Source organism: Staphylococcus ratti (assembly GCF_020883535.1).
In the GTDB taxonomy this organism is placed as follows: domain Bacteria; phylum Bacillota; class Bacilli; order Staphylococcales; family Staphylococcaceae; genus Staphylococcus; species Staphylococcus ratti.
The window spans coordinates 2,302,937-2,317,571 of the sequence record NZ_CP086654.1 but is presented as its reverse complement, the minus strand read 5'-3'; the positions used below and the strand labels follow the sequence as shown (position 1 = coordinate 2,317,571).

Sequence of the window (14,635 nt, the reverse complement as noted above, 5' to 3'; positions counted from 1 at the left end):
TTGCACTCCATCTTCCTAAGTAAAATTTTGAGTTATATACAGATTTCCCCTTAGTGGATAAAACTAATCACACCTTGTTAATAATTATCCACAAATTAATCACACACTGTGGGTAACTCGTTTGTTTAATGGGATTATTCACAAGTATTTAGCGCATAACCGCATTAAAGAAACCTATGTAATATAAGGGGTTAAACCACTTATCCACATAATTATACTTTTTAACAGCATACTCTGTCAAACAGCTGTGAATATGTGTGTGTACTTTTGTGTAACTTGTGCATAGAAAATAATTATCCACAGATTATTTAAGCGCGGATGTGCATAAGTGGATAACTTTCAAAAAGATATTAATACGTATTAATTAAAAAGACGCTTGATTTACCTATATGAATTTGATATTATGTAGTAGTTGCTTGAAATGTAGACATTTCATTTAAGAGAAAAATATCTATTTAACGTGGCATCGCGTTAGAGGTCAAGATAGTTAAAATGAATGAAGATAATTGAATGAAGCAAGATGGAGGTGTTTTTAATGGTAAAACGTACTTATCAACCTAATAAACGTAAACATAGTAAAGTGCACGGTTTCAGAAAGCGTATGAGCACTAAAAACGGCCGTAAAGTATTAGCGCGTCGTCGTCGTAAAGGTCGCAAAGTCTTATCAGCATAAGCATAGACAAATAGCGATTCAATGGTGTGTCGAGTTTGAATAATCGAAAGACGTTTCGGAGTAAGCGTGCGAGTGATTCAAAATGAATATTGTACTACTACTAAATTTAAACTCAACATTTTTTATAGGGGCTTGGACATGTGATGTCCCAGCCTCTCTTTTTTTCAAAATAAGAGTTATTATGAAGACGTTTGAAATGAGAAAGACGAGTGATGTTAATGGAAAAAGCATATCGTATTAAAAAGAATGCAGATTTCCAATTGATTTACCGAAAGGGGAGGTCAGTTGCAAATCGCCAGTTTGTCGTTTATACGTATCATCACAAACAAGCCGAGCATTTTAGATTAGGAATTAGTGTATCAAAAAAAATTGGTAATGCCGTAACACGTAACCGCATTAAGCGCGGAGTAAGAGAATGTTTTAAAATTCATAAAGAAGATGTCTTGCCACGTGATATTATTATTATCGCAAGACATCCAGCTAAAGAGATGTCTACATTGGAAATCCAGAAAAGTTTAGAACATGTTTTAAAAATAGCTAAGGTCTTTAACAAGCGAATAAAGTAAGTTTATTAGACTTCGGTTTGTGTGATGTCAGACACACCGAAGTCTAACTTCTTGCATTATTATGGCGTTGAAATCGTATGTAATAGCATGCTTGGGAAGTCTAACAATACATGTGGCAAAGCGGGAAAGTCGCAATTCAATATTAAACATTTTAAAATGGAGATTAATGATAAAGGAGGTACGTGTGCCATGGAACAATTAGATACGATAACGAGTATATCCACGCCGATGGGCGAAGGTGCCATTGGCATCGTGCGTTTGTCGGGGCATGATGCCGTAGAAATAGCAGACAAGCTATATAAAGGAAAGTATAAATTAAAAGATGTGGCTTCTCATACAATTAACTATGGTCATATTGTTGATCCAGTCACTAATGAAACGGTTGAAGAAGTAATGGTTTCGGTTTTACGTGCACCTAAAACGTTTACACGAGAGGATATAATCGAAATCAATTGTCATGGGGGCATACTTACAATTAATCGTGTGCTTGAACTCACAATGACACATGGCGCACGTATGGCAGAACCCGGCGAATATACAAAACGTGCTTTTTTAAATGGTCGAATTGACTTATCACAAGCAGAAGCTGTGATGGATTTTATTAGAGCGAAGACTGACCGGGCGTCTAAAGTTGCTCAAAATCAAATAGAAGGCCGTTTAAGTGACATGATTAAGGCACAGCGCCAGTCTATTCTAGAGATTTTGGCTCAAGTTGAAGTGAATATTGATTATCCAGAATATGACGATGTCGAAGATGCGACAACAGAATTTTTACTAGAACGTGCAACAGCAATTAAGTCAGACATACAAAAGTTACTTGATACAGGCGTTCAAGGGAAAATTATGAGAGAAGGGTTGTCTACGGTTATTGTTGGTAAACCGAACGTAGGTAAATCTTCGATGTTAAACAGTCTTATTCAGGATAACAAAGCGATCGTAACTGAAATTGCAGGCACTACGCGAGATGTTTTAGAAGAGTATGTGAACGTGCGTGGTGTACCGCTTCGTTTAGTAGATACAGCGGGAATTCGTGAAACTGAAGATATCGTTGAACGTATTGGTGTTGAACGTTCTCGAAAAGCTTTAAGTCAAGCTGACCTGATTTTATTTGTATTGAATTACAATGAAGCTTTAACTGAAGAAGATCGTAAATTATATGAAGTGATTAAAGATGAAGATGCCATTGTGATTATTAACAAAATGGATTTAGAACAACGTTTAGATATCGATGAAGTAAAAGCAATGGTAGGGGACATGCCAGTGATTGAGACTTCTATTTTGAAACAACAAGGTATTGATGCGTTAGAACTACAAATTAGAGATTTATTCTTTGATGGAGAAGTTCAAAATCAAGATATGACATACGTTTCTAATTCAAGACATATCTCATTATTGAAACAAGCTCAAAGTGCGATACAAGATGCGATTGATGCAGCTGAAATGGGTGTACCTATGGATATGGTACAAATAGATTTAACACGAACATGGGAAATTTTAGGCGAGATTATTGGCGAATCGGCAAGTGAAACATTGATAGATCAACTCTTTAGTCAATTCTGCCTTGGAAAATAGAAAAGGAGGGTTTGTAATGGCACAAAATTATGATGTCATCGTAGTAGGTGCAGGACATTCAGGTATTGAAGCAGGTTTAGCGGCAGCCCGTCGTGGCGCAAAAACACTTATGTTAACGATTAATTTAGATAATATCGCATTTATGCCCTGTAATCCATCAGTAGGGGGACCCGCTAAGGGAATTGTCGTGCGTGAAATTGACGCACTTGGTGGACAAATGGCCAAAACAATCGATAAAACGCATATTCAAATGCGTATGTTAAATACAGGAAAAGGACCTGCCGTTCGTGCATTACGTGCACAAGCGGATAAAGTACTTTACCAACAAGAAATGAAGCGAGTATTAGAAGACGAACCCCATCTTGACGTAATGCAAGGTATGGTAGACGAATTGATTATTGAAAACGACGTAGTGAAAGGTGTACGTACGAACATCGGAACAGAATATTTAGCTGAAGCTGTCATTTTAACGACAGGTACATTTTTGCGAGGCGAAATTATTTTAGGTAATTTAAAATATTCAAGTGGTCCTAATCATCAGTTGCCTTCCATTACTTTAGCCGATCATCTTCGTGGATTAGGGTTTGATGTTGTTCGATTTAAAACAGGCACACCGCCTCGTGTAAATGCGAGATCTATCGATTATAGCAAAACTGAAATTCAACCAGGTGATGATGTTGGGCGAGCATTCAGTTATGAAACGACAGAATTCATTTTAGACCAACTACCGTGTTGGTTAACATATACGAATGGCGACACACATCAAGTGATTGATGATAATCTACATTTATCAGCGATGTATTCAGGAATGATTAAAGGGACAGGGCCACGTTATTGTCCGTCTATAGAAGATAAGTTTGTTCGTTTTAATGACAAGCCACGTCATCAGTTGTTTTTAGAGCCAGAAGGCCGTCATACGAATGAAGTTTACGTACAAGGTTTATCAACAAGTTTGCCAGAACATGTGCAACGTGAGATGTTAGCGACGATTCCAGGTCTAGAAAAAGCAGATATGATGCGTGCAGGCTATGCGATTGAATATGACGCAATTGTGCCTACACAATTATGGCCAACGCTTGAAACTAAAAAAATCAAAAACTTGTATACAGCAGGTCAAATTAATGGCACATCAGGTTATGAAGAAGCTGCTGGTCAAGGTTTGATGGCAGGTATTAATGCTGCTGCCCGGGTATTAGGAAAAGAAGAAACAATTTTACAACGTTCGGATGCTTACATCGGCGTTTTAATTGATGACCTTGTAACTAAAGGCACAAATGAACCTTATCGTTTGTTGACATCACGTGCAGAGTACCGTTTACTTTTACGTCATGATAATGCGGATTTACGTTTAACAGATATAGGATACGAATTAGGGCTTATTTCTGAAGAACGTTACACTAACTTTAAACAGAAACGACAAAGTATCAGTGATGAAATTACACGCTTATCTCAAATTCGTATCAAACCACAAGAGCGTGTACAAAACATTATTGAACGTGAAGGCGGTTCTCGTTTAAAAGATGGTATTTTAGCAAATGAATTATTGCGTCGTCCTGAGATGACTTATAAAACGATTTTAGAAATATTAGAAGAAACATCACATTTAGGTGAAGATGTTGAGGAACAAGTAGAAATTCAAACGAAATATGAAGGTTATATCACAAAATCCTTACAACAAGTAGATAAAGTTAAACGTATGGAACAAAAGAAAATTCCAGAAGACTTGGATTATAGTAAAATTGATAGCTTAGCTACAGAAGCACGTGAAAAACTGACAGAAGTTAAGCCATTAAATATTGCTCAGGCTTCACGTATTTCAGGGGTGAATCCAGCAGACATTTCAATTTTGCTTGTTTATTTAGAACAAGGCAAACTTCAGAGGGTGAAATAAATGAGTGTCACATGGTTAGCAGAACAACTTGAAACACATGGCATTACGTTGACAGAAACGCAAAAACAACAGTTTGAAACGTATTATGATATGCTTGTCACATGGAATGATAAAATTAATCTTACAAGTATTACAGAAGAACATGAAGTGTATTTAAAACATTTTTATGATTCAATCACACCAAGCTTTTATCATGATTTTAATCAAGACATAAGTTTGTGTGATGTGGGGGCAGGTGCAGGTTTTCCAAGTATCCCACTTAAAATCGTGTTTCCGAATATTCATGTGACGATTGTTGATTCTCTCAACAAACGTATCCAATTTTTAAATCAATTGGCGAATGAATTAGGCCTTGAAGGTGTGCATTTTGTACATGATCGTGCAGAAACTTTTGGTAAAAATGAAGACTACCGTGGGTCTTTTGACATTGTCACAGCAAGAGCTGTCGCACGTTTGGCAGTGTTAAGTGAACTTTGTTTACCACTTGTGAAAACACGCGGTTTGTTCATTGCTTTAAAATCTTCAAAAGGACAAGAGGAATTAGACGAAGCGCGCTTTGGTATCGGTATCTTTGGAGGTCGAATTGGAGAAATCCACACTTTTGAATTGCCAGAAGAAGCGGGCGAAAGACAAATTATTAAAATTGAAAAACGTAGTCAGACACCTAAAAAGTACCCGAGAAAACCTGGAACACCAAATAAGTCACCTCTAGTAGGATAAATCGGTATATGGTATTGGGGATGGTTTAAGGGAGAGAAGAAATATGAAAAAACCTTTTTCTAAACTATTTGGATTAAAAAATAAAGATGAAGTGCTTGAAATAATAGATGAAACTACGCAAGGCGTGGAATCTGTTAAGATTGAACGCATCGTGCCGAATCGTTACCAACCACGTCAAACATTTGATCCAGCGCGTATCGAAGAATTGGCAGAATCCATCCAAGCACATGGTTTACTACAACCAATTGTTGTACGTCCTATTGAAGAAAATATGTATGAAATTATCGCAGGTGAACGTCGTTTTCGTGCGCTACAACACATTCAAAAAAGTGAAGCGGATGTTATCGTACGTCAATTAAGTGATGAAGAGACGGCGGTTGTTGCGTTGATAGAAAATATACAACGAGAAAATTTATCTGCGGTTGAAGAAGCGGAAGCCTATAAAAAATTATTGGCATTCGAAGGTATTACACAATCGGAGCTTGCTAAGAGTGTGGGTAAAAGTCAAAGCTTTATTGCTAATAAGTTACGTTTACTTAAATTAGAACCGATTGTTTTAGACGCCGTACGTGAACATCGTATTACTGAGCGACACGGTCGTGCGCTTGTAGGCCAAGCGCCTCAACGTCAAGCAGAGATGCTCGATATAATTTTAAAAGAACAACTCAACGTTAAGCAGACTGAGGAACGTCTAAAGTCATACAACGCAGTTTCAGAGGAGACTGAAGAAGGAGAAACAGTGACAGCACGTCCACCTGAATTTGTACGTGACATTTCAGAAGCACGTGATATCATTGCGGACGGTCTACTCGAAATCAAAGCCAACGGAATTAAATATGAGCAAAAAGAAAAAGAGCACGAAGACTACTATGAAATTAACATTCGTGTTTATCGCAAATAGGGAGCGGGACAGAATTTATTCGCCTTCGTTGTTCCACCCTACAAGGATGTCTAGATTAAGAAAAGCTATAAAGCACAGGTTCAATGCTGATAGCTACTGTGCTTTTCAAAATATGTATATTTATGATGTGGAACAGAAATCTATAAGATTTTTGTTCCACATCTTTTTTATGAATTAGGTACAATGCTTCCGACTCTTTTTATTATTCAATTCTTTTTTGATTTCATCAGGGGATTTTAACTCGTGAGCAGGTTTTAAACGCTCATCTACTGGATTGCTAAGGGAGATATCTCCGTCAAATTGAAAATGCTTTTCTGGTTTACCGAGTGCTGTGAATGTAGCTTTGGGATTATTGTTGATATAACCTTCAATAACACTACTTCCCATAGGGGTTTTGTCTAGTTTAGTGAAGTGAACAGATTTGATAGTATTTGGTACCTTGGTGTTGTATTTAAGAAAAAGTGTGATACGTTCTTGTTGTTGTTTATAATAAGTTTCTTTTTGTGCTTCACGTTCATCATATTTCATTTTAAAATAGATGCCGCCAATGGTGATTAAAATTACAAATACAATGCTGAAAAAGATGAGAATATGTTTTTTAGACATCAGAGTAACTCCTGTTCTGAGATGTAATGTATTAGTGGTTTTTCATTTTGTTGTTTTGAAGTTCTTTTTTGATTTCATCAGGTGACTTTAACTCATGAGCAGATTTTATTCTTTCAACTATAGGTTGGCTCATTGTTAATCCTCCTTGAAATTGAAAACGATCTTCTGCTCTATTAAGTGTTGAAAATGTAGCTTTAGGGTCATTGTTAATATAGCCTTCAATAAAGATATTTCCCATCGGGCTTTCTTCTAGATTAGTGAAGTGAACAGATTTAATGGTGTTGGGTTCTTTCGTGTTGTATTTAAGGTAAAGCGTAATGCGTTCCTGTTGTTCTTTGTAGTAAGCTTGTTTAATTTTTTCTTGTTCATCATGTTTCATTTTTAAATAGACACCGCCAATGGTGATTAAAATTAAAAATATGATACTAATAAGGATAAGAATGTGTTTTTTTGACATATCTTAAACTCCTGTTTTGATATGGAATGTATGAATAAATTATATACTAAATATTATGTTGTTACTTCAATTTTAAAATATTTTTTATAATACTGGTATATCTATTGAGAGGGTAAGAAAAAGACCACTAAATTTAGTGATCTTTCTTACTTTGTTTAAGTTCTTTTTTTATTTCATCTGGTGATTTTCGATTCTCAGCATTTTTTAGTAATACGCTTAACTTTTCACTCTTTATCATATCTCCGTCAAATTGAAATTTGTCTTCAGGAGCCCCGTAAGCAACAAAGGTATCTTTTTCATTGTCATTGATATACCCTTCAATAACAGCGTCGCCCATTGGTCCTTCTTTTAAACTTTTAAAATGAACGGATTTAATAGTATTTGGTTCTTTAGTGTTATGTTTAAGATATAGGGTTATGCGTTCTTGTTGTTGTTTGTAGTAGTCTTGTTTAATTTTTTCTTGTTCATCATGTTTCATTTTTAAATAGATGCCGCCAATGGTGATTAAAATTAAAAATATAATACCAATAAAGATGAGAATATGTTTTTTAGACATCCGAGTAACTCCTATTCTGAGATATAACGTATTAGTGGTTTTTCTTTTTTTGTTTAAGTTCTTTTTTGATTTCATCGGGGGACTTCAACTCATGAGCGGGTTTTAATCGGTTACCTACAGAGTCTGTAACTGAGATATCTCCGTCAAATTGAAAATGCTTTTCTGGCTTGCCGAGTGCTGTAAATGTAGCTTTAGGGTTATTGTTGATATAGCCTTTAACCACGCCACTTCCCATAGGGGTTTTGTCTAGTTTAGTGAAGTGAACAGATTTGATAGTATTTGGTTCCTTGGTGTTGTATTTAAGAAAAAGCGTGATACGTTCTTGTTGTTGTTTGTAGTAGGCTTGTTTAATTTTTTCTTGTTCGTCATGTTTCATTTTGAAATGGACACCGCCAATGGCAATTAAAATTAAAAATATGATACTAATAAGGATAAGAATGTGTTTTTTTGACATATCTTAAACTCCTGTTTTGATATGGAATGTATGAATAAATTATATACTAAATATTATGTTGTTACTCCAATTTTAAAATATTTTTTATAATAATGGTATATCTTTTGATAGAATAAGAAAAGACCACTAAATTTAGTGATCTTTCTTTTTTCGTTCAAGCTCTTTTTTGATTTCATCAGGAGATTTTAATTTGTGAGCAGGGTTGAGTGAATCACTTAAAGGCGGGCTTGTTGTTAAATCTCCTTCAAATTGAAAATGATCTTCTGGTGTTTGGAGTGTTGAAAATGTAGCTTTAGGGTCATTGTTAATATAACCTTTAATAACGACACTCCCCATTGCTCCTTTGTGTAAGTCAGTAAAGTGAACGGATTTAATAGTATTGGGCTCTTTCGTGTTGTATTTAAGATAAAGGGTAATGCGTTCTTGTTGTTGTTTGTAATAAGCTTCTTTTTGTGCTTCATGTTCATCATGTTTCATTTTCAAATAGACACCAGCAATGGCGATTAAAATTAAAAATACAATACTAATAAAGATAAGAAAATGTTTTTTAGACATCTGAGTAGCTCCTATTTTGAATTCAAATATATATTTTTAATTTTAATACATTACTTTAATCAGATGTTATACTGATTTGTTTCAAAGTTTTTTGTAAATCTTGTAATGCTTCTTCCGATAAATCAGAAAATACAGAGGCAATTGTCTCGGCATGTTTAGGAAAGATATCTTCCATAAAGGAGTGTCCTTTATCTGTGAGTGATGCGTAACTGACGCGTTTGTCTTTAGCATCTGATCTGCGCTTAATATAGCCTTTTTTCTCTAAGTTTGATATAACATAAGTCGTGCTACTACTTGCAATTAAAATGCGTTTTTTAATTTGTTGAATTGTATGTTCACCGCGGTTATAAAGTAATTCAAGTACTGCAAATTCTGTAACATTCAGTCCATAGGATTTGATATCTTTATGAACGATTTTATCTAACTTGTCATTTGCCCGTTTTAATCCGATAAATACCTTTAATGAAGTATCAATACGATTCAAAGATTACACCTTCTTTTATATTTCGAATTCGAGATAATTGTAAAAGAAGGTTTAACTTTTGTAAAGTACAGTATTTTTCACAATAGACAGTAGTCGATTTGATTTTATGCGTAACAATATTACAAAACATGATGTTATTTGTCATGAGATTGCGAGAAAAAGACGTAATTTTTCGGTGTATTTACAGAAATAATGAAAATGATTTACAAGCATTGAAGGGCGATATATTTATGTTACTATGCCTCTAGCTATTATTTATGTATCACATTTAGGAGGATTATTTTTATGAAAAAAATAGCAGCTGCAACAATCGCTACAGTTGGGTTTGCAACTTTTGGTATCATGCATAGTGATGCTGAAGCAGCAGAACAAGTTCAGTCATCAGGATATGTAACAACATTTTCTCAGGAAACTAATGATTACGTTACAATAGATGCGCATGGTAACTATCACCATACTTTAGATGGGAATTGGAATGTGTCGATGTTTGAGAATGGGTTATATCAATCATTTTATACTGATCAAAATGGCCATACACACTACGTTTACTACAATCAGTATGATACATCACATAATGAGAATGATGATACTTCAAGTCAAACAGATGCTTTTATTCAAAACCAAGGTAATTACAGTCATCAACCATCCAATGATGCATCTAACTCATATAGAGCAGTGCAAGGTCAGTGGAATGTAAATACAACAGATCAATTGGGGCATCATCAAGCACAATCACGTTCAACGCATAGTCAAGCACCAGCGCCACAAGGAAATGCATCTGCATCAACAGAAACGTCTCAAAAAGGGAGTGTGTCAACTACTGATACCTCAAACAAAGCAGCTGCGGGATGGCTTAAAAAGTATCCGAAATGGCAGCCTTATGGGCAATATACAACAGGTGGGGCACACTACGGGGTAGACTACGGGATGCCTGAAAATACACCTGTTTATTCGTTTACTGATGGTAAAGTGATTCAAAGTGGATGGAGTAATTATGGTGGAGGTAACCAAATTACAATTCAAGAAGCGAACAGTAACAATTATCAATGGTATATGCATATGAATCAATTAAATGTTAAAGCTGGCGATACAGTAACAAAAGGTCAACAAATTGGTTTATCAGGAAGTACGGGTAATTCAACAGGACCTCATCTTCACTTCCAACGCATGTCAGGTGGTATTGGCAACCAATATGCGGTAAATCCAGATAACTATTTGGCTAACCAGTAATCTATATAAGCCGAGTGGGCTAGGACAAATCGATGGTTTGGGTAACTTTAAAAGGTGCTCTAAATGCGATAGTCCTTCTCTCACTCGGCTTTTTAATTTTGAATCAATAATGCGTTTTAAAAGAATGAAGTGTCACTTACGTCTTAATATGGGCTACAAAAGGCTATAAAAAGAGGCTAACCACGGCTAGCCTCTTAAATATTAAACTTCAATATATGATGAATATCTGCATAAATTTTTAAAACCAAAGTGTATTATTCTTCGATTGCAAATTCTCCGTCTGCTTCGAATTTAACGTCTTTACCAATCAGTACGCCACCAGTTTCTAATTTTTGGTTGAAGTCAACACCGTATTTTTCACGGTTGATTTTACCTGAAACTGAGAATCCAGTTACTTTACCACCTGACATAGGATTGATACTAACACCATTGAATTCAAAATCGAATGTTTCTTCATGTGTTTGTCCTGCAATTGTTAAATCCCCAGTAACGCTATCTTCGGTTACTTTTTTCGTTTTAAAAACGATTTGTTTGTTTTCTTCAGAATTGAAGAAGTCCGCTGATTTTAAGTGGTTGTCACGATCTTTGTTACCAGTATCAATGGAATCAACGTCAATCGTTACTGTTGCTTCTACAGTTGATAAGTCATTGAAATCACCTGTAACGTCTACATCGTATTTTTCAAAAGTTCCCTTAACCTTTGATACCATTAAGTGTTTGATTGAGAAATCTAAAGTGCTGTGTACGGGGTCAAAAACATATTTTACCATTTCAAATGCCTCCTAAATGATGTGCTTTTTATCTTTGTAGTATAAATTTTATACCTAAATTCGACAAAATACAACTTAAATGCTCAAGAAATTGGAACAAAACTTACTTCTAGATTTTTTGATGTTGCTTCCTAGAGATTGACTTACGATGTTCCAAATCTTTTAAAATCGGATGCAATTGAGGAATAGATTTACTTTTGAATCAAAAATACGCCCTTGTACGAGTATTTTTACCTAAAATCTCCATGTTTATACCTTTTTTAAAAATGTCACGCTTAATAGGAGCTTTCAAATAGAAGTCCAACGTATGCTTAAACAAAAATGTGACCATATTGTGAATTGTAAGAAAATAGTGTACAATATTAGAAAGCGCTTTCAATGTTGTTTGTTTTTAAGGGGATTTAATAAGGGGGGACAAACATGATAACGTTTATTGTTTGTATCGTGTTGTTAATTGTAGGTTATTTTACTTATGGGAAGTATATCGATAAGATGTTTGGGCCGAAATATAATCGACCTACGCCTGCACATGATCAACGTGATAATGTTGATTATGTTCCGATGAAAACATCATCTAATTCTTTAATTCAATTATTGAATATTGCTGGTGTGGGTCCTATTTTTGGTCCAATTATGGGCGCTTTGTATGGACCTGTGGCATTTATTTGGATTGTTGTAGGGTGTATATTTGCAGGCGCTGTGCATGACTATTTAACTGGGATGATTTCGATTCGTAATCGTGGGGCACATTTACCCCAACTTGCCGGGAAATTTTTAGGACAGGCTATGAAACACGTCGTAAATATTTTCACGTTGTTACTTTTATTGCTAACAGGAACAGTATTTGTGACAAGTCCGGCCTTGCTTTTACATAATTTAATGGATGGGCGGATTGCCTTAGGTTTTATTATTTTTGTGATATTTGTGTATTATATTTTATCTACGATATTGCCTATCGATAAAATTATCGGCCGTATTTATCCTATTTTTGGTGCCTTACTTGTCATTAGTGCCTTAGGTGTTGGGATAAGACTGATTCAAACAGGCGCGCCTATTCCAGAATTAACATTACAAAATATGCATCCAGATCAAGCACCAATATTTCCATTGTTGTTTTTTACAATTACTTGCGGTGCATTATCTGGCTTTCATGCGACACAATCACCTATCATTTCGCGTACAACGAATAAAGAAAAGAATGCGCGTGTCATTTTTTATGGCATGATGATTGCAGAAGGGATTATTGCGATGATCTGGGCAGCGGCAGCGATGAGTTTATTTGGAAGTTACGGTGGATTACAAAACGTGCTTGCACAAGGTGAAGCGGCACTTGTGGTAAGTAAAGTATCTACATTGCTATTAGGATCTGTATTTGGAACGGTTGCTATTTTAGGTGTTATTATACTGCCTATTACAAGTGGTGATACCTCATTTAGAAGTGCACGGATGATTATTGCAGATTATATCAATTTAGGACAAAAAGCCATCAGCAAACGTTTTATCGTGGCAGTACCATTGTTTGTTGTCAGTTTCTTACTGACTCAAGTCGATTTTACAGTATTATGGCGTTATTTCTCATGGGCGAATCAAACAACAGCTGCAGTCGCATTATGGGTCGGCACGATGTACTTACTTATTGCTAAGAAAAACTATTGGGTTTCACTCATACCAGCGTTGTTTATCACATGGAATCTTTTCACATACATTTTAAGCCAACCTATTGGTTTTGGAATGGATTTGAACGTAAGCTACATTATAGCGATAGGATGTACGGTATTGTGGTTTGCCTATTTTATATATCAATATCGAAAAAATACAACAGGTGTTTCGTTCCAGTTAGATCATGCGGTGAAATTAAAAAATTAAGTTCATCCACACAATTTAATATGTTGTAAAAACTTTTGGAAAACAAGGTGGTATCTCATAGGTTGGTAACATCTTGTTTTTTTATTTTGAATTCATAATTAAGAAAATGAAATTACTATATTTAAAAAGTGTTTTTATTATCCAATCTACGCTTCAGGTGGTAAAATAAATCAAGTAGAAAAGGAGATGACCACATGATAGTAGAATCTATTCAAGGCAATATCGCAAATCTAACTCAAGAAGAAAAACAAATTCATATTGAAAAGGTATATCTTGAAAATTCAGATCTTGTTAAACGCATACAACGCGTCACATCAGATCATGGGACAGAAATCGGTATTCGTTTAAATCAACCGATTGATTTACAATATGGTGATATTTTATATCGTGATGACAAAAATATGATTATTATCGATGTTAATTCTGAAGATATTATCGCGATACAACCCCGAACACTTAAAGAAATGGGAGATATCGCGCATCAATTAGGGAATCGCCATTTACCCGCTCAATTTACAGAGACGGAAATGCTTGTGCAATATGACTACTTAGTAGAAGATTTATTGAAAGATTTAGCCATTCCATATCAACGTGAAGCTCGAAAAGTGAATAAAGCCTTTAAACATATAGGCCATTCTCATGATTAATCAAGCGCAATTAAAGCTGTTTCAATTTTGTGATTCACAATTTCCGACGGGTGCTTTTAGTCACTCGTTTGGTTTAGAAACATACATTCAACGCAATGATGTGCATGATGCGTCGTCATTTGAAGCGTGGTTAAAGGTATTTTTAACGGAACAACTTACATATACAGATGGCTTAGCTATGCGCATGACGTATGAAGCGATTGAAAATGAAGATATCTCAGCAATGAAACGTATAGACCAATTGTTATTCGTCCAAAACATTCCTAGAGAAACACGCGTAGGGACAAAACAAATGGGAAAACGTATGGCACATCTTGCGCATACACTTTATGAAAATGAGTGGTTAAATTGGTATTTTAATGAGGTGTCCGACTATCAACTGAATGGACATCCTGCTGTAGTGTTTACATTGCTTGGGCATTATCTTAAGAGTTCAATCGAACAAATCATTGATTATTACTTATATCAAAATATATCAAGTTTAACTCAAAATGCAGTACGGGCAATTCCGTTAGGCCAAACAGAAGGCCAACAAATTATCACACGTATGATGTCATTTATTACAAAAACACGTACATCTATTATGAATCAAGATAAGGCGAATTTTGGATTAACTGCGCCTGGCATAGAGTTAAACCAATTAGAACACGAAAATGTGAATGTGAGAATATTCATTTCTTAGGAGGA

The 14,635-nt window shown here is 35.3% G+C and carries 17 protein-coding genes; 10 read left to right on the top strand and 7 right to left on the bottom strand.

The annotated features are described in order from the left end of the window. The first annotated feature begins 535 nt into the window (after window positions 1–535). From rpmH to LN051_RS11340, 6 genes are all read left to right on the top strand, one after another. Entirely contained in the window at window positions 536–673 is a 138-nt protein-coding gene (gene rpmH, locus LN051_RS11365) for a 50S ribosomal protein L34 (RefSeq protein ID WP_000240855.1), read from the top strand. A 212-nt stretch (window positions 674–885) separates the two neighbouring features. After that, window positions 886–1,239 carry a ribonuclease P protein component gene (gene rnpA / locus LN051_RS11360; RefSeq protein WP_229293687.1) on the top strand — a complete coding sequence of 118 codons (354 nt, stop codon included), beginning with the start codon at window positions 886–888 and terminating at the stop codon, window positions 1,237–1,239. Window positions 1,240–1,428: 189 nt separating this feature from the next. After that, window positions 1,429–2,811, top strand: coding sequence for a tRNA uridine-5-carboxymethylaminomethyl(34) synthesis GTPase MnmE (gene mnmE / locus LN051_RS11355; RefSeq protein ID WP_229293686.1), 1,383 nt, complete (start codon window positions 1,429–1,431; stop codon window positions 2,809–2,811). A 16-nt stretch (window positions 2,812–2,827) separates the two neighbouring features. Then, window positions 2,828–4,702 carry a tRNA uridine-5-carboxymethylaminomethyl(34) synthesis enzyme MnmG gene (gene mnmG / locus LN051_RS11350; RefSeq protein ID WP_229292603.1) on the top strand — a complete coding sequence of 625 codons (1,875 nt, stop codon included), beginning with the start codon at window positions 2,828–2,830 and terminating at the stop codon, window positions 4,700–4,702. Beyond that, entirely contained in the window at window positions 4,703–5,422 is a 720-nt protein-coding gene (gene rsmG, locus LN051_RS11345) for a 16S rRNA (guanine(527)-N(7))-methyltransferase RsmG (RefSeq protein WP_229292602.1), read from the top strand. A 43-nt stretch (window positions 5,423–5,465) separates the two neighbouring features. Further along, the gene (locus LN051_RS11340) at window positions 5,466–6,323 is read left to right on the top strand and encodes a ParB/RepB/Spo0J family partition protein (protein ID WP_229292601.1); all 858 of its coding nucleotides are present in this window, start codon (window positions 5,466–5,468) and stop codon (window positions 6,321–6,323) included. A gap of 174 nt (window positions 6,324–6,497) precedes the next feature. Here the strand turns inward: LN051_RS11340 and LN051_RS11335 are convergent, their stop codons facing one another. The 6 genes from LN051_RS11335 to LN051_RS11310 form a co-directional block, all read right to left on the bottom strand. After that, window positions 6,498–6,929, bottom strand: a complete 432-nt coding sequence (locus tag LN051_RS11335; protein WP_229292600.1) for a DUF1433 domain-containing protein — start codon at window positions 6,927–6,929, stop codon at window positions 6,498–6,500. Window positions 6,930–6,960: 31 nt separating this feature from the next. Next, window positions 6,961–7,386, bottom strand: a complete 426-nt coding sequence (locus LN051_RS11330) for a DUF1433 domain-containing protein (protein WP_229292599.1) — start codon at window positions 7,384–7,386, stop codon at window positions 6,961–6,963. Window positions 7,387–7,519: 133 nt separating this feature from the next. Then, a complete protein-coding gene (locus tag LN051_RS11325; RefSeq protein ID WP_229292598.1) occupies window positions 7,520–7,942 on the bottom strand; it encodes a DUF1433 domain-containing protein in 423 nt (140 codons plus the stop codon). 31 nt (window positions 7,943–7,973) lie between these two features. After that, entirely contained in the window at window positions 7,974–8,396 is a 423-nt protein-coding gene (locus tag LN051_RS11320) for a DUF1433 domain-containing protein (protein ID WP_229292597.1), read from the bottom strand. A 132-nt stretch (window positions 8,397–8,528) separates the two neighbouring features. Next, window positions 8,529–8,951: a DUF1433 domain-containing protein gene (locus LN051_RS11315; protein ID WP_229292596.1), complete on the bottom strand. Its 423-nt coding sequence runs from the start codon at window positions 8,949–8,951 to the stop codon at window positions 8,529–8,531. A 55-nt stretch (window positions 8,952–9,006) separates the two neighbouring features. Continuing rightward, window positions 9,007–9,435 carry a MarR family winged helix-turn-helix transcriptional regulator gene (locus LN051_RS11310; RefSeq protein ID WP_229292595.1) on the bottom strand — a complete coding sequence of 143 codons (429 nt, stop codon included), beginning with the start codon at window positions 9,433–9,435 and terminating at the stop codon, window positions 9,007–9,009. A 285-nt stretch (window positions 9,436–9,720) separates the two neighbouring features. Here LN051_RS11310 and LN051_RS11305 point away from each other — a divergent pair, with 285 nt between their 5' ends. Next, the gene (locus tag LN051_RS11305; protein ID WP_229292594.1) at window positions 9,721–10,665 is read left to right on the top strand and encodes a M23 family metallopeptidase; all 945 of its coding nucleotides are present in this window, start codon (window positions 9,721–9,723) and stop codon (window positions 10,663–10,665) included. A gap of 254 nt (window positions 10,666–10,919) precedes the next feature. On the opposite strand, the gene LN051_RS11300 is transcribed toward LN051_RS11305, so the two are convergent. Beyond that, on the bottom strand, window positions 10,920–11,435 hold the full coding sequence (locus LN051_RS11300; RefSeq protein WP_229292593.1) for a YceI family protein: 516 nt from the start codon (window positions 11,433–11,435) through the stop codon (window positions 10,920–10,922). A 420-nt stretch (window positions 11,436–11,855) separates the two neighbouring features. Between LN051_RS11300 and LN051_RS11295 the strand changes: the two genes are divergently transcribed. From LN051_RS11295 to LN051_RS11285, 3 genes are all read left to right on the top strand, one after another. After that, entirely contained in the window at window positions 11,856–13,301 is a 1,446-nt protein-coding gene (locus LN051_RS11295; protein ID WP_229292592.1) for a carbon starvation CstA family protein, read from the top strand. A gap of 194 nt (window positions 13,302–13,495) precedes the next feature. After that, entirely contained in the window at window positions 13,496–13,948 is a 453-nt protein-coding gene (gene ureE, locus LN051_RS11290; protein ID WP_229292591.1) for an urease accessory protein UreE, read from the top strand. Continuing rightward, entirely contained in the window at window positions 13,941–14,630 is a 690-nt protein-coding gene (locus LN051_RS11285; RefSeq protein WP_229292590.1) for an urease accessory protein UreF, read from the top strand. Before ureE ends, LN051_RS11285 begins: the two co-directional genes overlap by 8 nt. Window positions 14,631–14,635 lie beyond the last annotated feature (5 nt).